This is a genomic window from Sphingomonas mollis (assembly GCF_016427505.1).
Classification (GTDB): domain Bacteria; phylum Pseudomonadota; class Alphaproteobacteria; order Sphingomonadales; family Sphingomonadaceae; genus Sphingomonas; species Sphingomonas mollis.
In genome coordinates this window covers 717,630-737,952 of the sequence record NZ_JAELXS010000001.1, presented here as the reverse complement: position 1 = coordinate 737,952, position 20,323 = coordinate 717,630, and the positions used below count along the sequence as shown (strand labels likewise).

The following is a 20,323-nucleotide window of genomic DNA, read 5'->3' as shown; positions in this document are numbered from 1 at the left end:
GATTTTTCTAGCTGTTGCTTGCCAGTGCAAACGATCTTCACGTCACGGCAGCCGATCGTCCTCGCTGTATTTGAGTTCGAGGTACCGCCCCTGCACCGCGATCTCGTCGAAGGTGCTGCGCTCAAGTTTCTCGCCTGCCTTGGCAAGTTCTGATCCGATCAGCTGAAGGCCGTTGATCAGATGATCGTCCGGCGTACGACCATCGGCGTGTGACACACGCCGCATCGAGATCGGTACGGCGCGCCAGCCCTCGACGAGATCGGGCAACTCTACCGCGACCAGCTTACGGATGGACGCCGCTTCGGGACTGCGCGGATCGAGCCGGCCCAGCCGCGGCACCAACTCGTCGAGCCGGCGGCTCATCGCGTCGATGAGCTGGAGCGCGGGTGGCGGCAGACCGCGACGTTGCGCGGCGATCCAGACGACGGCTTCCTCGGCCAGGCAAGGAAGTGCAGCCTGGGTCAAGGCCTCCCGCCCCGGTGCACGGGGGTCGGCGCGTGTGAAGACCAACGTCGTCAACAGCAGCATCAGCGCCGATGCGATGGCAAGCGCCACGCCGGCCGTGGCCATGCCGGCGAGCAGCGCCCAGATGAGCAGCGAAGCGACCGCCGCCACGACCAGCCGGACCATCAGTCGCCGTTGCCGTCGTGCTTTCGCCTCGCGCTCGCGGCGTGCCTGCTCGCGCCCTTCAGGCGACATGCGGCGAAGCAGTTCCTCGGCATGGGTGAGGCCGACGTCAGCAAAGCCGGCCGCGACGGTGCGCGCACGGTGGATCATTGGCTCTCGTCGACCGGTATCGCGGTTCATTGAGACAGGATGACGTTCTTTGCCGACTGGGTCCATCACTCATCACGGCATCAAGGTGCATCGACCCAAGTGCGGACATTCACCGCGTGTTGCGGTTTTTTTAATCTCTGCCGTGTCATGCATATCCTCATGAGCGACGCTGCGGCGCTGCCGCGTTTCCCGAGGTCTGACCCACCGAGGAGATTTCGCCAAACAGTCACACCGACGGTCGAACTTCGTATCGGACGCGGATATGCAGTGAACCGGACACCCGGCGTTATCCGCCGCGTGGCCTGTTCCATGTCTGCTGCCTGATGATCGAGGATTCGCTTATGCCCCTTCACGATGTCCTGATCGTCGGTGCGGGCCATGCCGGGGCGCAGTGCGCGATGATGCTGCGCCAGCTCGGCTTCACCGGCTCGGTCACGATGGTGACCGAGGAGAACGATTATCCCTACGAACGGCCGCCCCTGTCGAAGGAGTATCTCGCCAGAGACAAGCCGTTCGAGCGTATCCTGATCCGGCAGCCCACCTTTTGGGAGGAACGCGGCATCGCGATCCTGATGAACCGGCGCGTCATCGCCGTCGATCCGGCGGCGAAGACCGTGACGACGCAGGACGGCGCGACGCTGGGCTATGGCACGCTCGTCTGGGCGGCCGGCGGTGCACCGCGACGGCTGTCGTGTGGCGGCGCCGATCTCGCGGGCGTCCACGGCATCCGCACCCGGCAGGATGTCGATCGGCTGGAGGCCGAACTCGCCACCACCGACCGTGTCGTCGTGATCGGCGGCGGCTATGTCGGGCTGGAGGCGGCATCGGCGCTGTCGAAGTTCGGCAAGCATGTCACCATTCTCGAAGCGCTCGACCGGGTGCTGGCGCGGGTCGCCGGCGAGGCGCTGTCACGCTTCTTCGAGGCCGAGCACAGAGCGCATGGTGTCGAGGTACGGTTGGGCGTCGGCGTCCAGAGCCTCGTCGGTGATGGCGGGAAGGTCACGGGCGTTGCGCTTGCGGATGGCGACGTACTGCCCGCCGACATGGTGATCGTGGGGATCGGCATCATTCCCGCAGTCGAGCCGCTACTCGCCGCCGGCGCGGTGGGCGGCAACGGTGTCGAGGTCGACGCGCTGTGCCGCACCAGCCTGCCCGATGTCTTCGCGATCGGCGACTGCGCGCTCCACGCCAACGGGTTCGCGAGTGGCAACTGGATACGGCTCGAATCGGTGCAGAACGCCAACGATCAGGCGAACGTCGCGGCACGGGCGATCGTCGGCGCCGATGCCAGACCGTATGACGCGGTCCCGTGGTTCTGGTCGAGCCAGTATGATCTGAAGCTCCAGACCGTCGGCCTGTCGACCGGCTTCGACACCGCGGTGACGCGCGGCGATCCGGCCAGCCGCAGCTTCTCGATCGTCTACCTGCGCGACGGCCACGTCATTGCGATCGATAGCGTCGGGCGGATGAAGGATTATGTCCAGGGTCGCAAACTGGTGGTCGAGCGCGCCACGATCGATCCGGCGCTGCTCGCCGACGCGGACGTCGCGCTGAAGGATATCGTTCCGGGGTAACGTCGATCGGCGGGCCGACCACCGATCAGGCCGACCACCGATCAGGACGACCACCGATCAGGACGTCAGGCGATCACGCCGCCATCTTCGGCGCCCTTGGCCAGCACCTTGCCCATCGCCTCGAACAGATCGTCCATCGCCACCGGTTTGAAAATCACGTCGTCCGCCCCCGCCGCCAGACAGCGGGCGCGCAGATCGAGCGCGGTGTCCGCCGTCACGACGATGATCGGCACCCTGCCCTTGTCGTCACCACGCGACCGGATATGGCCGATCGCGGTGATGCCATCCATGCCGGGCATGCGCAGGTCGATCAGGATGACCTGATAATCCCCCTCGTCGATCCGGGTCAGGCCCTCTTCGGCACTTTCGGCTTCAGCCATAGCCGCGCCCGCCACGCCAAGCATGTCGCGCACGACCCGCCTGTTCATGCGGTCGTCCTCGATGAAGAGAACGTTCATGGGACTGTCGCCACGCCCGGTGGACGTCGCGGAAACCTGTACCTCATGGCAGCATTTAAGCCCTATGCCGCGTGCGACACAAGCGACGTATCGCTCGGCTCGTCGCCTCTGGCCGAAAACAAGGCGGATACCAGCGTGGCTCCCACCACCGGTCTGGTCACGATCCGCGTCACGGGCACCGATGGAACATCGACGGCCGCGGGCCACAGCAACGTCGTCTCGATCCCGATATCCGTGGCCGCGGCGACGATCTCGGCCAGCGCCTCCTCCGGTGCGGCCTCGTTTCTTATCGTGCCGTCGTCCAGCAGGACACCGGCGATCGATCCGCCCCGGACCAATTCCACCGCTTCGCCCGCGGTGCCGGCAAAGACCAGCCTGCCCGCATGCCGTTCCAGCAGCGATCGCCACATGCTGCGCGCGATCGGGTTCCGGTCCAGCACCAGCAGTGCCGATTTGGCCAATGGCGAAACGGCTGGCGCCGCCGCTTCCTCGACGGCCGCTTCGATCAGGGGCAGCGTGACGATGAAGCTGGCCCCCTCGCCCGGCACGCTCTCGACCGCGACATCGCCGCCCATCGCGCGCGCCAGATTGCGGCAGATCGCCAGCCCCAGCCCGGTGCCGCCATATTGCCGTGTCGTGCCGGCATCCGCCTGGCGGAACAGTTCGAAGATCGCCGCCTGCTTGTCGGGCGAAATACCGATGCCCGTATCGGTCACGGTGATGATCGCCGCCTGTCGCACCGCATCCGCCCTGACGGTCAGCGACACGCGACCGGCCGCCGTGAACTTCAGCGCGTTGGCCAGCAGGTTGAATACGATCTGCCGCACCCGCGCCGCATCGCCCAGCACCGCGCCGGGACAGTCGTCGAGCACCACATCGAACGCCAGTCCCTTGGTCTGCGCCTGCGCCTCCCACATGCGCGACGCATCGCTGACCGTGTCGCGGAGGTTGAAAGGCGCCTGTTCGATCGTCAGGTTGCCCGTCTCCATCTTGGCCACGTCGAGGATATCGTCGACCAGCGCGCGCATGGTCAGACCGGCGCCGTGGACCACCGACACCCGCTCCCGCACCGGCGCCGCCAGTGCCGCATCCGCCAGCATCACCTGCGTCATGCCTAGGATACCGTTCAGCGGCGTTCTGATTTCATGGCTGGTGGTCGCCAGGAACTCCGTCTTCGCCGCCAATGCCTTGCCGAGGGCCGCGTTGGTGTGCGCCAGATCGTCATTGGCCGCGCGCACCTTGTTCCGGCTGCGGCGCAGGGTGAAGAGGCCAAAGGCCAGCATCGCGATGACCACCGCCGTCGCGCCGGCAATGCCCAGAAAGACCAGCCGCTCCGTCCGCGCCCGCGCCTGTTCGAATGCGACCGAGCGGCGAAGTTCGTCCGCCTTCAACGTGGCGATCCGCAGTTCCTGATTGGCGAAGTTGAACCGCGCCGCCATCAACGCCGTGCTGGTCGTGGTGGCGAGTTTCGTCGCCTCGTCGTCCAGCCGTTTCAGGGCGGCCAGATGCGCGAGCGCCAGATCGTCCCGGTTCAACCGCGAAAACACCTGATAGGCGGTCGCATGCGCCTCCCGCCATACGATCGTGGTGTCATTCAGATCGACATTGGCGAAACTGCGCTCGATCAGTTCGGCCGCTTGCGCCAGATGATTACGTTGGAGCGCCGCCTGCGCGGCAAGAGCGAGCAACTGCGGCCGCGCGCTTGCCAGTTCGCTGCCCGATGCCAACGCCAGACTCCGCCGCACCGCCTGCTCGGCCGGTCCGATCTGGCCGGCCTTCAGCCGATTGCGGGCGATGTTCCGCAGCACCTGCGCCTCCAGCGTGGGGCTGCCCATCTGCTCGGCATAATGGGCCGCGAGCCTGAACTGGCCTTCCGCCTCGTCATAGCGACCGAGATCCTGGAGGATCGTCCCACGACTGTTGTGCAGGGAAATAAGAAGCCCTGGATCGCCGCGATATATCTCGGTGGCCTGCTCCAGATATTTCAACGCGGCGTTGTTGTCGCGTCCATCATTGTAGAGCGCCGCGATCAGCATCAGCGTGATTGCCTGACTACGCGGATTCTTGATCTGTTCGAAAATCTGGAACGCCCGCTGGTAGTCCGACAATGCTTCCGCGACCTGCGCCAGCGCCCCCCGGACGCTGCCGCGCGTCAACAGGATGTCACCCGACAGCTTCGATCTGGCGTCTATCGCCAACGACTGCGCCGCCGCGGTATCGATCAGTGTCCGGGCCTTTGCCATATCGCCGACCCGGAACGCGGCCTCGGCCTGAAGCCACTGCGTCGTCGCGATTGCGATCGTCCGTTCACGGGTATCCATGATCCGGTCGGCTGCCCCACGTGCGCTCTGGGCGGCATCGCTGGCGGCCTTGGGATCGACCATCATCAATTCGCGTGCATGCGCGATCCGAGCGTCGAACCCATCTTTAAGAGACGGTTCGGCGGCGGCGATGCCGGGGATAATCGCGATCGATAGCAAAGAGGCGCGCCACCAGACCCGCATCACCGTTACGCTCGCCTGAAGGCCGCAGCCAGATTGGGGAGACTGGCGCGATGCCGGTCGAACCCGTCGCTATGATCGCGTTCCAGAAACTCGATCAACGCCGGCAGCCCGAGCGGACGGCTGATGAAATAACCCTGTACGACGTCGCAGCCCATGACCGACAATAACGCGAAAGCGGCGGCCGTCTCTACCCCTTCGGCTACTACCTCCATCTCCAGCGCATGGGCCAGATCGATGGTCGACCGGACGATCAGCGGATCGCGATTGGAACTGGTCAGTTGCGTCACGAACAACTTGTCGATCTTCAATTCGCGTGCCGGCAATTGCTTCAGATAGGCAAGCGACGACAGGCCAGCCCCGTAATCGTCGATCGCGATGACGATACCGATATCGGCGAACGCCTGAAGATGCGCGATCGCCGTTTCCGGCTCGCGGATCACCGCGGTTTCAGTAATCTCGAAGCCGATCTTCACACCGCTGCTCTGCACCAGTGCGCACGCCCGCCGAACGAAACGCGCATCCGACAACAGGCCGCCGGATATGTTGATGAACACCGTGATATCATGACCATCGGCGGCCAACAGGCGTTGGTCCTTCACCACTTGCTGGATCGTCCAGACGGTCAGATCGACGATGTCGCGCGATTCTTCCGCCAACGAGATAAAATCGCCGGGCAGGACAAGACCACGCACCGGATGCTGCCACCGGACCAGTGCCTCTACGCTCGCGATCCGCTGGCTGCGCAGATGCGCCTTGGGCTGATATTGCAGGAACAGTTCGCCCTTGCCGATCGCCGCGCGCAGATCGCGGGCCAGGCTGGCACGATCGAGCACCGCTTCGCCTTCGCCGATCCCGCGAATCACCGGCTCGCGAGCCTCACGCGCATCGGCCAGCGCGTGCTCGGCTTCGTCGATCAGGCGCACTTCATCGCATTGCACAATGGAACAGACTGAGGCACCAAACAGCATCTCGACGGCATAAGGTTCGCCGTCGACCATAAACGCCCCCTCGAATCGCGCATCGATCCGGCGGAGCGCGATGTCGAGCGCCTCGCGATTCGGGGCCGAAAACGCGATGTCGATCCGGTCCCGACCCATGATCGAGACCGCCGAATCGACGATAAGATCTTGTAGGAGAACGACGATATCCTCCGCCAGACGATTGGCGCGATCGATTCCCAAATGCCTGCGAAGGATAGCGAAATTCGCTACCTGCGCCACGATCAGGAAACGCCAGTGGTCATGCTGCACCGATCGCCCATCCGCGCCCCGTTGGCCGCCGGGTGAGACGTTCGCTCCCTCCGGCATCGGGCCGGAACCGTTGCCATCGCCACGTTCCATACCCCAATCGCTAGGGGAAAGGGTTAAATATTCCCTTAAAGAGGCGTCAAACCGTTTTGACATGCGTTAAGGCGATTGTGGCATGGTTAATTTTCTTTTACTAAGCCTTTGCGTCCAACGTGGCGCAAACGAGGGAGTATCATCATGCTGAAGTTCGTTCTTGCGCTGATCTACGGCGAACATATCAAGCCTTGGTAAGCTGACTTCGGCTCGGGGTGGTAGCATTGCTTCCTCTGGCAGCATTGGTCTGTTCCGAGCCGATTTGTATAGGTCATAATGGATTACTTAATTTGTTCCTGAGTTTGGATCAGGTAGTAAATCTCATTCGGTTCCGTAACGAACCAGTTCGCAGCGCGATAACATCCAGCAGATAATTCTGGTTCAACCGCCACGGCTTTTTCTGCCCCTGAACCGGCAACGATGCCGATACACGCGTAATATATCCTGATGAGAACGGCACGAATGCTGCCCGCGCCATCATCTCATCGTCATTGATCGGCACCGCCACCAACAATTCGCGTCGCCGCATCATGTTGAGCAGACGACAAAGGTAAGATGCCGTCAGGTCGGCCTTCAATGTCCACGAGGCATTTGTATAGCCGAACGTGTTGATCAGGTTCGGAATACCGTCGAACATCATCCCCCTGTACTGCAATCTACCCGCGAATCCTATTGCCTTGCCATCGATTGCAAAAGCGATGCCGCCAGCCAGTTTGATCGTCAGGCCGGTCGCCGTAACGACAATATCTGCGGCCAGTTCCTGCCCCGATGTCAGCAGGATGCCCCTCGCCGTGAATCGATCGATCGTGTCCGTCACGACGGACGCCTCGCCCTTACGGATCGACGCGAACAAATCGCCATCGGGGGTCAGGCAGACGCGCTGGTCCCATGGCGCATAGGTGGGCGTGAAATGCGCGCTGACATCGTAATCCGCGCCCAGCGCACGCTGGACCTGCCCGGTGATCTGCCGCTTCACGACCGCCGGCCATCGTCGTGCCGCCGCGAACAGGACGATCGAGGACAGGATGTTCTTGGCGCGGATGGCCGAATAGGCTGCCCCTGCCGGCAAGAACCGTCGCAACCATGTCGCCACGGCATCCACGGCCGGCATTGCGACGACATAGCTGGGCGATCGCTGCAGCATCGTCACATGCGCCGCCGTGGCCGCGAGCGCGGGCACCAGCGTGACCGCCGTCGCGCCGCTCCCGATCACGACGATTCGTTTGCCCGCGTAATCCAGATCCGCCGGCCAGTGCTGCGGATGAACGACCGCCCCCTCGAATTCGTCCGCCCCCGCAAACACCGGCGCATGGCCCGCTGCATAGTCGTAATAGCCTGCACACAGATCGATGAACGAACAGGTGATCGCGAACGCCCCCGCGAGGCCGTTGCCCTCGACCTTCCAGTGCCGCTCCGCCGAAGACCATGTCGCGCGGTCGATGCGCACGCCGAAATGAATATGCCGATCCATCCCGAACGCGCGTGCCGTATCCTCGACATAGGTCCGAATCGATTCGCCATCGGCGATCGTCTTGCCGCCGGTCCACGGCCTGAACGAAAACCCCAGCGTGAACATATCCGAATCGGACCGGACACCCGGATATCGGAACAGGTCCCATGTCCCGCCGATCGCCGCCCGCGCCTCGACGATCATATAGGATCGATCGGGGCAGCGGGTCTGGAGATGGTACGCCGCGCTGATCCCGGAGATACCGGCGCCGACGATCAGCACATCGACGTGCTTCACCGCACCGGTATCGTTCCGCTCCATCCCACCGAACATGGCAGCCGGCCCCGGTCAGGTAAAGCCGGTCTCAATAGTTCTTCGAATAGCGCAGGCTGCCGCTTGATCCGCCGAACGATCCGGTCGCCGTCAACAGGCTGAGCGTCCGGCTTAGCGCGATCTCCAGCTGCGTGGCGGTGAAGCCACGCGCGTCGGTCACGATCTCGACATAGATGTCGTCGGTCAGATACTTGCCCGCCGCCAGACTGGTGCCGCGACCCGACGCTTCATCGGCCCCCAGCACCCGCAACCGGTCGAATCCCGTCGCCGAACGCAGCTTGCCCAGCGGGTTGAGACCACCGCCACCCGACCCTCGCAGCGAGTTGAGCGCGGATGCCAGCTGGATCGCCTCCATCGCCGACAGGTTCTCCGGGTTGGTGCCGAACAGCAACCGGCTCAGCACCTCGTCCTGCGGCAGCGTCGGGGTCGAGGTGAAGCTAATCTGCGGCCGTTGGCCGGTCCCCGTGACGTTGATCGTCGCGGTGATGCCGTCGGTCGTGGTCGTCGCCTGAATGTTGATGTCCGGATCGGTCAGCGCCCCGCCCCGGAAGCGGATCGTCCCGCGACTGACGTCGAAGCGCTTGCCGGCGAAGGAATAGGTGCCGCGGATCAGGTCCAGCCCGCCGGTGATGACGGGCGCGGTCGACGTACCGCCGATGCGCAGGTCCATCTCCCATTCGGATTCCAGCCCCATGCCCGACACGAACAACTGGTTGTCCGCCCGCACGCGCAGGTCGAGCCGGAACAGGCCGACCGGCGGCGCGGCAGCAGGTCGATCCGTCGGACGCGGCGTTCGCATCTCGCTGCGCCGACGGATGCCGGTCAGCTCGGGCACTTCGGCTGCACCCTGACGGATGATCTGGTAGCGCGCGTTCGGGATCGTCAGCTCGCCCTGGATCAGGCCGCCGTTCGGCCCATTGGTCAGGTGAATCGTGCCGCTGCTCGTCGCCGCCAGTGCGTCGCTGTCCGCGAGCCGGGCATTGTCGAGCGTCGCGCGCAGGTCGATCGGGAAGCCGGCATCGGATGCCAGCCCGATCGTCCCCTGCGCCTGCACCGTCCCGTCGCCAGCACGGGCGGCGAGACGCGTGATCTCCAGCCGGTCGTTGGTAAACCGCCCCGCCAGCTGCATCCGCGACAGCCGCGTACCGAACGTCTCGTTGTCATAGGTCAGATTGTCAGCGCGGATCTGGCCATTCAGGCGCGGTGCCGACACCTGGCCTGAGAAATCCGCCGCGACCGCGATCGGGCCGGTCAGTTGCTGACCCTGCAACGCCGCGAACGAGAACAGCAGCGACGATGGCCCGTTATACCGGATGCCGCCCGACAGCGGTGCCGAGAACAGCCGCGTCGTCCACGATCCCGCCCCCGGCGGCAGCGGCCGGAGCGTCGCGAGCATCCGCCCCACCACCGTCTGTCCGCTCTTCACCAGCGCGCGTGCCTCGCCGCCATCGGCGACCAGCCGGCCGGCGAAGACGATGTCGACCGGGGTGGAGATCGCGGCCAGCCCCGTGCGCCGGAACTGCGCCACCGACACTCGGGCATCCGCCGTCGGGAACGCCGCGCTCGATGTCTGTGCATAATCGAGACTGCCGGTCGCCTGGCCCGAAATGCCCAGATTGGGCACGAAGGCGCTGATGATCGACAGGTCGAGCCGGTCGAGCCGTACCTGCACGTTCGTGGCATTGCCGAACGAACCCGCCAGCCGTGCCGAACCCTGATCGAACACCAGCCGCGTCGGCGACAGACGATAGGCGCCCTTCACCGACTGAATACGCGCCGGATTGGCGGTGCGGAAGTTGATGCCGTTCGCCATGCCCTGCAACGCGACCAGATAATCGTTCGGCGCCAGTCGCGCATTCATCGCAACGCGGAACGGCACGCCGTTCGATCCGGTCAGCAACGCCTGCGCGGTGCCGCGTCCGCCGACATAATTAACCTTCGCCCGCGCCGACTGAATGACGGTGGGACCATAGCGCGTATCCGCCAGTTGCACGTCCGCGACGACCTGCGGCGCGTTCGGCAGCATCACGACGCTGGCGTTGACCAGCGCCCGGCCGATGGTGAAATCGACCTGCCCCGGCACCCGCGCATTATACGCGCGCGCCGCCACATCGGCGCGCTGGTTGCCGCCCTGATTGGCCAGCCGGACATTGCCGGTCAGCCCCTGCCCATTGAACGCCAGCACGCCCGCGAACGGACCCGCCGCGGTCTGCACGATCCGCCCGTTCGCGACGATCCCGGCGAACACCACGCGGCGGACATCGACCGCCAGCTGATTGCCCGGCCGCACCAGCACATCGGCGGTGAACGGGCCGTAATTGGTGCCGCCGCTCGCGGTCACGGCATAGGCACCGCCACGACCGACGACCCGCGCCTGCAGGTCCACCAGCCCGACGCCCACACCCGGCCGGGGCGCGCGCAGCACGACCACCGGGTTCGTCGCCGATCCTGTCACCCGCGCCGACAGCGGACCATATTGGGTCGAGAACGCATCGGCGTTCACCGCTACGGCTCCCGTGCGCGGATCGAACCGACCCTCGCCGCGCGTCACGCGGAATTGCGGCGCGTTCATCCGCAGGCCACTGAACGTCACGACGCCTTCGGGGCTGTACCCGATATCCGCGCGCACCACGGCGTTGCCGCCCAGGAAATTGCGCGCGCCATCGTTGAACAACTGCGTGGTCTGCGCGACCACACGGCCGGTGATGCCGAACCCGCCATTGGGTCCCGGCACCAGTTTGGCATCGGTCGTCAGGTTGATGATGCCGATCGAATCGACCCGGTAATTATTGACCCTGCCCTTCAGCGCACCACTGTACCGTCCGGTCTGCACGTTCGCGACGACGATCGCGGTCGCATCGATATTGTCGGACCGGATGCGCAGATTGTCCGACAGGATATTGGGCATCGCGATCGCAAAGTCGCCCTGGATCGACACGTTGTTGGCGAGACCACCCACGGCCGCATTCAGCCCGGTGACGCGCTTCGCCCGCGCGTTGATCGGCACCAGAATACGATCGGCATTCACCCGCGCCAGACCTTCGGCGTACAGGTTCTGTACGCCCATCTCGCCAAAGCCGATCGCTGCCGCGGTCACCTTGTAATCCACCGTCGGCGTCGCGAACGCACCGTCCAGCACCACCCGCGCACTGACATTGCGACCACTCAGGTTCGGCGCGATCGCCCCCGGCGTCAGCAGCTTCGCATCGACCGCGAAGTTGGCGAAGCGGCTGTTGGCCAGATCGATCAGGCCGCCGGCATCCACCGCCAGCGCATCGGACCGCAGCGTCATCCGCGTGTCCGCGCGCCGCTCGTTCAACGTCGTGTCGATCGCCACCTGCAATTGCGGCGCGGTCAGCCGTTCGACCGGGCCTTCCAGATACAGGCCCGGCCGGGTCGTGCCGCGCACCTCGATATGCCCCTGCCGCGACGTCAGGCCCAGATTGGCCAGCTCACCGCCGCCCAGCCGCGCGACCGCACGTCCCTGCCACGCCGCCCAGCTACCGCGTCCATCGACGGACAACGCCAGCGGCTGCTTCAGCCCGCCCATCGTCGCGACGACGCCGCCGGCCGGCGCCTGCAATTTCACATTGACGTCGAGCTTGTTCTGGTCCGGCACCGCATCCAGCCGCAGCGCGAGCCGATCGCCACCCGCCACGCCCGGCGCCCGCAGCGCCGCTGCATTGGCTACCAATTGCGCGCGGCGATCGGCGATATGCACGGTGCCGTCGAACGACAGGACATGCGCCTGCCCCGTCACCGGCGCGCTCATCACGAAGCGGCCGATCCGCATCCGGTTCACGTCGATGTCCAGATCGGGCAGCAACGGTGCGTTGGGATCGCTCGGCGTCGCCTTCAGCACCGGTCGCCGCCGCAGCGTCACCGTATCGGCGGACAGCGCACGAACGTCGACATGATTGCGTACGAACGCGAACGGTCGCCAGTCGACATCCAGCCGGGGGCTGTCGAGGAACACCCCTTGGGGGTCGCTGACCCGCAAGTCCGACAGCGTCATCCGGCCATAGAGCGAGCCATCGATCCGCCCGACCTTGATCGTCAGGCCCGACGCCGTGGTATAGCCACCGATCTGGTCCGCCACGAAACGGCGGCCGGGATCGGTGTTGATGCCGAACAGCACCACCAGCACCAATACGACCAGTCCCAGGATCGTCAGCCCGACCCATTTCAGGATGCGCTGCCACACGGGACGCGGCGAAGCGGCGCCCGGCGTGTCGGAGATCGTGGTGTCGGACAGGGTGCCGTCGGCCATCAGAATGCTTGCCCGATCGAGATGTACAGGGCGACCTTGCCATCGCCGGGTCGTGGATTGAGCGGGGTCGCGACATCGACGCGGAACGGGCCGAAATTGGTGTAGAACCGCCCGCCGATACCCGCGCCGAACTTCAACGCGGAGAAGGTCGGCAGCTTCGCGTCGTAACTGTTGCCGGCATCGATGAACGGCACGATCCCGAAATTGCCGAAGCGATACCGCGCCTCGACCGCGAATTCGTTCAGCGACCGACCGCCCACCGGGTTGCCGTCCGGATCAAGCGGTCCCAGCCGCTGATAGCCATAACCGCGCACCGATCCGCCGCCACCGCCATAATAGCGCCGCGAGGGGGCCAGATCGTCGCGTTCGATCCCCTGGATCGATCCCGCCCGCGCCCGCCCGGCGATCACCAGACTGTCGTTGATCGGATAATAGACCGTACCCTCGACCATCGTCCGCACATAGGGACGCACGGCACCACGCACCGATGCTTCGGGGCTGACGTTCAGTTTCAGGCGGAAACCCTTGGTCGGGTTGAGCAGACTGTCGGACCGGTCGAACACCACCTGTCCCGGCAGCGCGGCGATCCCGTACGTGCCGCGACGCCGCCGGCCGGCATCGAAATCATACACGTCTTCGTTCGTGCCGGTCAGCTCGACACCATAGGAATAGGTCAGCGGTTTCTGCCAGATCGGCGTCGAATCGTAACTCCAGCGCATGGCGAGCGTGCCGATGAACGCTTCGTACGCGTCGTAATTCTGGTGGCTGGCCGATGCGATGACCGTGAAGGTGCGATCGCGCCGGCCGGCGTTCGATCGCCGGAACGTGCCCGATGCGCCCTGTTCCTGCGTACCCGCCACGATCGACCCGATCAGCGCGCCTTCGTCGGGGAACAGGTTGCGATGCTGCCAGCTTCCCTCGATCCGCGTGCCCTGCCCGGTCGAATACCCGCCCGTCGCCGCCAGCGTGCGCGCCGGTCCCTTGGTCTGGCGCACCAGCAGATCGATCGCTTCCGTCCCATCGGGGTTCATCCGTCCGGTCCGCTGCGGCTCCACCGCGACGCTGTTGAACAGGCTGGTCGCGACCAGTGCATCGCGCACGTCGTCGGTCAGCCGCGAGTCGTACAACTGACCCTCGTCGAAGCGCGGGAAGATGTTCAGGTGATCGACGCCGAACACCGTATCGCCCGTCGTCGTGATACGGCCGAACGACGATCGCGGCCCGGTCTCGACCGGCAGGGTGTATGCCCCCACCGCGGTCGGCGACTGATCCTCCAGCAGGATATCGCGCTCGCCCACCTTGACGAAGGGATATCCCTGTTGCGGCAGCGTCAGGCTGACATTGGCCTCGGCTCCCTGAATCCGCGCCGCCTCGATCGGATCGCCCACCTTCAGCGGCAGGTTGCGGCGGATCAGATCGGCCGGCAGCACCGGATCAGCCTGCACCGTCACCGACGACAGCGTATACAGCCGCCCCGGCGACGCGGTCAGCACCGCCTTCAACCGGCCGGGCGTGGCTGGCACCGTCTCGACCACCGACACGGCGGTGGCGTTGTAGTAACCCAGCGACCGCATCAGGCGGACCGCCAGGCTCTCGTCCTCGCGCGCCCGCGCCGACACCTGCGCGGTATTGGCCGCCTTGCCCTTGCCCTCGTTCAGCGCCGACAGCGATTTGAACTGAGCGTCGAGGTCGAGCGCCTCCAGCCCCTTCACTTCGGTATCGTACCGCACCTGCGGACTGTCGGCATTGGCGATCACCGCATCCTGCAGCGGGGTCGTGTCGAAACTGGCGAGCGGCGTCAGCGGCTGGGCCAGCGCAGGGTCCTCCGGACCCACCGGCGCCAGCGTATCGCCGGTCGCTACCGCTTCGGTGGTCGGCGCGGCGGGCAGCGGTGCGGCACCCGGTTTCGCGTCGGGCTGCATCGGTTCGAGGGGGGCGTTGATATCACCGGACAGCGGTGGCAGCGCGGCATTGAATTCAGCATCCGGCACGATTGGCTGGTTGCCCTGCGGGTCGGACGCCGTCGCGGCATCGGGTACGGCATCGCCCTTCGGCGCGTCCGGCCCTCTGGCAGGGGCGGTGCCCGGCCGGGCGATCTGGCCGACGGCGGGAGAAGCAGCCATCAGCGCGACGGCCAACCAGTAATGCCGGCGGTGCGGTACGATCACGCTGAACAAAGCCCCTTTGCCACCGGGCGTCCGCTGTACCGGATCATAACCCTAACTTCCCGTGCAACGCACCAATGGCCGTATGGTTCAACGCGTTCCGGCACTTTGTCGTGGCTCCCTTAGCGGGCCGGTGCGCAACCGATCAGGCCGGCGACCGGGATCACCACCGCATCCGCCCCGCCCCGTTCCAACGTCAGCGTTCCCTGCGGCACCGCGCCACCGTCGGTCAGGTCCGCCTGCGTCTGCACCGTCATGTCCAGCGTCACCGTAACGTCGCTGTTCCGATAGGCCGTCCGGCCCGCGAAGCCGAAACCGCCCAGCCCCGATTCCGACTCCCGCGCCAGATCGATCGCCTTGCCGCCCAGCACCAGCCGTACCAGCGCGGGATCGGCCCCCGCCATCACCACCAGCTTGCGGTCCGACACGTTCCATAGATACGCCGCACACCCCTGAGCGGGCAGCGGCTGGCGGCCGAGTTCGCCGGGAACCGGCGGCACGGCACCCTGGGGCGCGGCGGTCTGTGGCGCAACGGTCTGGGCCGCAACGGACAAGGCGAAAGCAAGCATCGACGCGATCATGACATCCAGCCTATCATCATCAACCACGCCGGGTAAGCCGCCAGCGCCAGCAGCGTCCCCAGCGGCAGGGCGTCGTCCGCCGCCATCGCCCGCCCGGTCAGCCACCGGAACAGCACGATCCCCAGCCCGATCAGGCTCGCCGTCAGCATCACCGCCGGCAACATCCGCCACCCGATCCACAGCCCGATCGCCCCGAACAGCTTGGGATCGCCGCCGCCCATCCCCTCACGCCCGCGCCAGCGGCGATATCCCGTCGCGATCGCCCACAACATCGCAAAGCCCGCGACGCCACCGATCAGGCGATCCGTCAGCGACGGCGGCATCCGATCCCCCAATCCCGTCGCCAGCCCCGTCGCCAGCCCCGCCGCGGCCAGCAATCCCGTCAGCCGGTCCGGCAACCAGAACGCCCGCCAGTCGAGCGCCGCCAGCGCCAACAGCAGCCATCCGAACGCCGCCCCGGCAATCGCCACCGGCCCGGCGACGACCCCGCCGGCCGCGCCACCGATCACCACCGCCGCCGCCTCGATCCGCCAGTGGATCGGATCGATCCGCGCGCCGCACCCCCGGCATCGCCCGCGCTGCACCAGCGCACTCAGCAACGGCACCAGTTCCGCCGGCCCCAGCGTCCGCCCGCACGCGTCGCAGGCGGATCGCCCGCGCATCACCGACCGGTCCTCGGTCCAGCGTACCACCAGCGCCGCCACGAAACTGCCCACGATCGCGCCCAGCACCGCCAGCACGCCGGCCCAGACGCCCGCGTCAGACACTCTGGCGCACCAGATAACGATAGACGCCCAGCACGTTGATCGCGAATAGCACGCCGTTCTGCGTCCCCAGTGCCCAGTCCTCGGTCAGATATGCCCCCGCGAACCACGCGATCGACGAGGCGACGAAGATGACGAAGCCGAATCCCGTCGCCCGCCGCCCCAGATCCAGCGACACGATCAGCGCCGCCGTCATGCCCGATATCGAGGCAACCCATTTGATGACGTCGGTGATGCTGTCCATGCATCAGCCGTAACGGGCCACGCCGCTTTTGCCATCGGCGATCGCAGTCCCTACATCGCCGATCAAATAATAAACGGAGAGAATGTCTTGGCCACTCAGTTCGCGGGCGATGTCGCCCCCGGTTTCGCGACCCACGATCCCGTCGTGATCCTGTCTTATGCCCGCACCCCGATGGGATCGTTTCAGGGCAGCCTGACCGGCACCACCGCTACCGACCTCGGCGCCGCCGCCGTCCGCGGGGCGGTCGCCCGTGCCGGCATGCCCGCCGATGCGGTCGAGCGCATCTATATGGGTTGCGTCCTCCCCGCCGGTCTCGGTCAGGCCCCCGCGCGACAGGCGGCGATCGGCGCCGGTCTGGGGACGCAGGTCGAGGCGACGACCGTCAACAAGATGTGCGGATCGGGGATGCAGGCGGCGATCATGGCCGCCGATGCGCTCGCCGCCGGATCGGTCGACCTGCTCGTCGCGGGCGGCATGGAGAGCATGACCAACGCTCCGTATCTGTCGCGCAAGCACCGCGCCGGCGCGCGCATCGGCCATGATACGATGTACGACCATATGTATCTCGACGGGCTGGAGGATGCCTATGAACCCGGCCGCCTGATGGGCAGCTTCGCCGAGGAAACCGCCACCGAATATCAATTCACGCGCGCCGCGATGGACGATTTCGCGATCGAATCGCTGCACCGTGCCCAGCGCGCGCAGCGCGACGGCGCCTTCGATCGCGAGATTGTCCCGGTCGAAGTCGCCGGTCGCAGGGGCGCGACCACCGTCACCCTCGACGAACAGCCGGCGCGCGGCGACGTCGCCCGCATCCCGACCTTGAAGCCCGCCTTCTCATCCGATGGCAGCATCACCGCCGCCAACGCCTCGTCGATCTCGGATGGTGCCGCTGCGCTGGTGATGACGCGCGCATCGGTCGCCGAGCGGCTTGGCCTGACGCCGATCGCCCGCATCGTCGCCCATGCCGGCCACGCCCATGCCCCCGCCCGCTTCGCTACCGCCCCCGTGCCGGCGATGCGCAAGGCGATGGAGCGCGCCGGCTGGAGCATCGGCGATATCGACCTGTTCGAGGTGAACGAGGCGTTCGCCGCCGTCGCGATGATCGCGATGCACGATCTCTCCATCCCGCACGACCGGCTGAACATCCATGGCGGCGCCTGTGCTTTGGGCCATCCGATCGGCGCCAGCGGCGCGCGGATCATCGCCACGCTGCTCTCGGCGCTGGAGCGCACCGGCGGCACCCGTGGCCTCGCGTCGCTGTGCATCGGCGGCGGCGAGGCGACGGCGATGGCGGTCGAATTGATGCGCTGATCGCCGGTCGCGGGGACCGAAGCCGCCGGGGCGGCGTTCCGTTGCGAACACCTGCCACCTGCTGGAGAATGCCGATGACCACGCTGCCGACCGAAATCACGCTGCTCGGCTGGTCGACGGTGCTGCTGTTCGCGCATCTCATGCTGCAGGGGCAGACCGCGACGCGCGAGCGGGGGCTGGGCTGGAACGCCGGTCCCCGCGACGGCGAGGCGGCTCCGCTCGGCCCCCTCGCCGGCCGCGCCCAGCGTGCGCTGACGAATTTTCAGGAAACCTGGCCCGCCTTCATCGCCCTCGCGCTCGCCCTGACGATAACGGACCGCACCGGCGGCATCGGCGTGGTCGGAGCCGCGACATGGTTCGTCGCGCGCATCGCGTACATCCCGCTCTATCTGTTCGGTATACCTTATGTTCGCAGCCTGTGCTGGCTGGTGTCGATCCTCGGCCTGCTGCTGATGCTGATCCGGTTGGTGTAACTTTTCCCTCTCCCACCGGGAGAGGGAGGGAGCGGCGCAGCCGCGGAAGGGTGAGGGTATACGAAAGCTCGTCGTTGCGAGCGCAGCGAAGCAATCCAAGGCAGCGCGTGGAATCCTGGATTGCTTCGCTACGCTCGCAACGACGACACGCCCGAAGCCTTAAACCGCCCCCGCCGCCGTCGTCTCGCTGATCGCATGCTTCGGTTCCGCACTTTGCGTCCGCACCAGCGTCTCGAATCGATCCCCGTCGATCACGATCTCGTTGAACGCCGGCGGGCTGTTGCGCAGCCGCTTCGACAGCGTCCCCGCGCCGATCATCCGCACCGTCCAGCCGTTGCAGTCGACCGGCACGTCGAACGGATCATGGACATGGCCGGACAGCACCGCATGCGCGCCCGCCGCCGCCAGTTCGCCCAGCGCGTGCTCGCCGCGCCGCGTCTTGGCCGTGCCCTTCGTCCCGCCCTCGATCAGCGGGTGATGCGCCGCGACGAAGATCAGGTTGCCCTTCGGCGCCTTGGCGATCAACGCCAGCGCCTTGCGCAGGGCGGACGGGCTGACACTGCCCTTCGACCAGTTCCACCGCCACTGCGCGCGCGCCGTCGTTTTCAGCGGCACCACCGTCACGCCCGGCAGGTCGAGCGGCCGTTCGATCATCTTTTCGATCGCCGCATAGCGACGATACGGCATCAGGAAACGGCGGATCGGGTCCCAGTAATAGGGAATGTCATGATTGCCGACCTCGACCGTCACCGGCGCGGCGAGGCTTTTCAGCCACGCCCCGCCCGCTTCGAACTCCCGCGTCCGCGCCCGCATGGTCAGGTCGCCGGTCATCAGCACCGCATCGGGACGCTCGATCTCGACCCGTTCCTTGAACCAGGCGATCGCCGCCGGATCTTCCTTGCCGAAATGGACGTCGCTGACGTGGAATAGCTTGGTAGTCATGGCGACGCCCCTTCCCGCTCACCGCCGATCCGTCAAGGCAGCTCGGCCAGCGCCTTGGGCTGATGCAGCGGGCATCCGTTGAACTTGCCGCGGAAGTCGGCCGAATGATCGTACGTATCCTTGCGCGCCCGGTTGATGTTGCCGAGCGGCCGGTGCGCCGCGATGCCGTGCCAGATGCTATAGGACAGCGCATCGTCGATCGCATCCGACGATCCATGCTCCCACGACAGTTGCGGCGGCATGTCCAGCGTGGCGACGGTGACGAACGGGCTGTCGTCCTCGTCCCACGGCTTGGTCGGGTCCTCGACCGGCATCGCGTCCAGATCACGGTTGAGCTGCACCCGCAATTCCCAGGTGCCGCCCTGCGACGCCATCACCTCGTTCACCACCTCGCGCAGGGCATCGGGGCGATCCTTCGTCGACACCGTATCGCCGGTGAGTTGCGTCAGCGCCGGGCTGACCGGCGCCAGCGAGAACTTGGCGATGTAATCGCCGTACCGGAACGGCGTCTGGCTATAGTATGTCTCGCCCAGCGGATGCACCTGCGGCGCGCCGCCCAGCGTCTGCAAGGTCGACGATTCCAGCCCGACCGCCTCCAGCGTCGCCTCGAACGCACGCAGCACGCCTGACAGAACCTTCTTCGCGCCCTCCGCCTTGTCGGTCGTGCCGGCCAGCAACTTCAGGTTCTTGGAGAACGCCTTGGCATCCTTCGCCGAAAATGCCGGCCCGTTTACCATGATGAAGTCCTGCGTCGTATCGCCCTCCGATCCCGGCAGGCGCTCGCCCTCTACCCCGATCAGTTTCAACGCCAGTCCGCGCGGCAGGGCGATCGAATCGTCCAGGATGTCGCCGGGATTGGTCGAGATGCGGATCACCGCCTCGTACGTCGCCGGGCGGGCGAACACCCCCTGCGCCAGTTCCGGCGGCAGGTCGGCGTGGACCGTCAGTTTGCCCTTCGCGATGCCATGTGCCTTGGCATGCACCGACCGCACGGCATGGCCGTAATCCGCCGACGTCGTTTCGAGGATGGTCTGGAACGAGTCGTTCAGCTGGCCGATCACCTCGCTCTCGTCCGGCTGGACGTCCTCGACGGACGGATCGAAACGGACGGGGGAATTGATGGCCATGCCGGGT

General features: G+C 66.1%; 15 protein-coding genes. 3 read left to right on the top strand and 12 right to left on the bottom strand.

Annotated elements, in window-relative coordinates; genetic code table 11:
- Positions 1-42: 42 nt before the first annotated feature.
- A complete protein-coding gene (locus tag JAO74_RS03400; RefSeq protein WP_233150582.1) occupies positions 43-777 on the bottom strand; it encodes a hypothetical protein in 735 nt (244 codons plus the stop codon).
- Positions 778-1,118: 341 nt separating this feature from the next.
- Between JAO74_RS03400 and JAO74_RS03395 the strand changes: the two genes are divergently transcribed.
- Positions 1,119-2,351 carry an NAD(P)/FAD-dependent oxidoreductase gene (locus tag JAO74_RS03395; RefSeq protein ID WP_199034987.1) on the top strand — a complete coding sequence of 411 codons (1,233 nt, stop codon included), beginning with the start codon at positions 1,119-1,121 and terminating at the stop codon, positions 2,349-2,351.
- Positions 2,352-2,416: 65 nt separating this feature from the next.
- Here JAO74_RS03395 and JAO74_RS03390 read toward each other — a convergent pair whose 3' ends face one another.
- The 9 genes from JAO74_RS03390 to JAO74_RS03350 form a co-directional block, all read right to left on the bottom strand.
- Positions 2,417-2,809 carry a response regulator gene (locus JAO74_RS03390; protein ID WP_199034981.1) on the bottom strand — a complete coding sequence of 131 codons (393 nt, stop codon included), beginning with the start codon at positions 2,807-2,809 and terminating at the stop codon, positions 2,417-2,419.
- 62 nt (positions 2,810-2,871) lie between these two features.
- On the bottom strand, positions 2,872-5,193 hold the full coding sequence (locus tag JAO74_RS03385; RefSeq protein ID WP_233150581.1) for an ATP-binding protein: 2,322 nt from the start codon (positions 5,191-5,193) through the stop codon (positions 2,872-2,874).
- A 125-nt stretch (positions 5,194-5,318) separates the two neighbouring features.
- Positions 5,319-6,653, bottom strand: coding sequence for an EAL domain-containing protein (locus tag JAO74_RS18640; RefSeq protein WP_233150580.1), 1,335 nt, complete (start codon positions 6,651-6,653; stop codon positions 5,319-5,321).
- 307 nt (positions 6,654-6,960) lie between these two features.
- Entirely contained in the window at positions 6,961-8,436 is a 1,476-nt protein-coding gene (locus JAO74_RS03375; protein WP_233150579.1) for a flavin-containing monooxygenase, read from the bottom strand.
- A gap of 31 nt (positions 8,437-8,467) precedes the next feature.
- Positions 8,468-12,706, bottom strand: a complete 4,239-nt coding sequence (locus JAO74_RS03370) for a translocation/assembly module TamB domain-containing protein (protein WP_199034966.1) — start codon at positions 12,704-12,706, stop codon at positions 8,468-8,470.
- Positions 12,706-14,829, bottom strand: coding sequence for an autotransporter assembly complex protein TamA (locus JAO74_RS03365; RefSeq protein WP_199035214.1), 2,124 nt, complete (start codon positions 14,827-14,829; stop codon positions 12,706-12,708). The genes JAO74_RS03370 and JAO74_RS03365 overlap by 1 nt, the downstream gene beginning before the upstream one ends.
- 164 nt (positions 14,830-14,993) lie before the next feature.
- Positions 14,994-15,440 carry a hypothetical protein gene (locus tag JAO74_RS03360; RefSeq protein WP_233150578.1) on the bottom strand — a complete coding sequence of 149 codons (447 nt, stop codon included), beginning with the start codon at positions 15,438-15,440 and terminating at the stop codon, positions 14,994-14,996.
- A gap of 8 nt (positions 15,441-15,448) precedes the next feature.
- A complete protein-coding gene (locus JAO74_RS03355; protein ID WP_199034956.1) occupies positions 15,449-16,219 on the bottom strand; it encodes a prepilin peptidase in 771 nt (256 codons plus the stop codon).
- A complete protein-coding gene (locus tag JAO74_RS03350) occupies positions 16,212-16,460 on the bottom strand; it encodes a hypothetical protein (protein ID WP_233150577.1) in 249 nt (82 codons plus the stop codon). The genes JAO74_RS03355 and JAO74_RS03350 overlap by 8 nt, the downstream gene beginning before the upstream one ends.
- A gap of 87 nt (positions 16,461-16,547) precedes the next feature.
- On the opposite strand from JAO74_RS03350, the gene JAO74_RS03345 reads away from it, so the two are divergent.
- Positions 16,548-17,774, top strand: coding sequence for an acetyl-CoA C-acyltransferase (locus JAO74_RS03345; protein ID WP_269845918.1), 1,227 nt, complete (start codon positions 16,548-16,550; stop codon positions 17,772-17,774).
- 74 nt (positions 17,775-17,848) lie between these two features.
- Positions 17,849-18,247 (top strand): MAPEG family protein, encoded by a 399-nt coding sequence (locus JAO74_RS03340; protein ID WP_233150576.1) that lies wholly within the window; start codon positions 17,849-17,851, stop codon positions 18,245-18,247.
- Positions 18,248-18,406: 159 nt separating this feature from the next.
- Here the strand turns inward: JAO74_RS03340 and JAO74_RS03335 are convergent, their stop codons facing one another.
- Positions 18,407-19,189, bottom strand: a complete 783-nt coding sequence (locus JAO74_RS03335) for a metallophosphoesterase family protein (RefSeq protein WP_199034955.1) — start codon at positions 19,187-19,189, stop codon at positions 18,407-18,409.
- A 32-nt stretch (positions 19,190-19,221) separates the two neighbouring features.
- Entirely contained in the window at positions 19,222-20,316 is a 1,095-nt protein-coding gene (locus JAO74_RS03330) for a catalase family protein (protein WP_199034954.1), read from the bottom strand.
- Between the last annotated feature and the right edge of the window lie 7 nt (positions 20,317-20,323).

What these genes read in the sequence shown, in the direction of transcription:
- JAO74_RS03375 (WP_233150579.1), bottom strand. Translation starts at nt 8,436, where the DNA reads ATGTTCGGTGGGATGGAGCGGAACGATACCGGTGCGGTGAAGCACGTC.
- JAO74_RS03340 (WP_233150576.1), top strand. Translation starts at nt 17,849, where the DNA reads ATGACCACGCTGCCGACCGAAATCACGCTGCTCGGCTGGTCGACGGTG.
- JAO74_RS03360 (WP_233150578.1), bottom strand. Translation starts at nt 15,440, where the DNA reads ATGCTTGCTTTCGCCTTGTCCGTTGCGGCCCAGACCGTTGCGCCACAG.
- JAO74_RS03370 (WP_199034966.1), bottom strand. Translation starts at nt 12,706, where the DNA reads ATGGCCGACGGCACCCTGTCCGACACCACGATCTCCGACACGCCGGGC.
- JAO74_RS03400 (WP_233150582.1), bottom strand. Translation starts at nt 777, where the DNA reads ATGATCCACCGTGCGCGCACCGTCGCGGCCGGCTTTGCTGACGTCGGC.
- JAO74_RS03385 (WP_233150581.1), bottom strand. Translation starts at nt 5,193, where the DNA reads ATGGTCGATCCCAAGGCCGCCAGCGATGCCGCCCAGAGCGCACGTGGG.
- JAO74_RS03335 (WP_199034955.1), bottom strand. Translation starts at nt 19,189, where the DNA reads ATGACTACCAAGCTATTCCACGTCAGCGACGTCCATTTCGGCAAGGAA.
- JAO74_RS03350 (WP_233150577.1), bottom strand. Translation starts at nt 16,460, where the DNA reads ATGGACAGCATCACCGACGTCATCAAATGGGTTGCCTCGATATCGGGC.
- JAO74_RS03330 (WP_199034954.1), bottom strand. Translation starts at nt 20,316, where the DNA reads ATGGCCATCAATTCCCCCGTCCGTTTCGATCCGTCCGTCGAGGACGTC.
- JAO74_RS03390 (WP_199034981.1), bottom strand. Translation starts at nt 2,809, where the DNA reads ATGAACGTTCTCTTCATCGAGGACGACCGCATGAACAGGCGGGTCGTG.
- JAO74_RS18640 (WP_233150580.1), bottom strand. Translation starts at nt 6,653, where the DNA reads ATGGAACGTGGCGATGGCAACGGTTCCGGCCCGATGCCGGAGGGAGCG.
- JAO74_RS03365 (WP_199035214.1), bottom strand. Translation starts at nt 14,829, where the DNA reads ATGGCTGCTTCTCCCGCCGTCGGCCAGATCGCCCGGCCGGGCACCGCC.
- JAO74_RS03395 (WP_199034987.1), top strand. Translation starts at nt 1,119, where the DNA reads ATGCCCCTTCACGATGTCCTGATCGTCGGTGCGGGCCATGCCGGGGCG.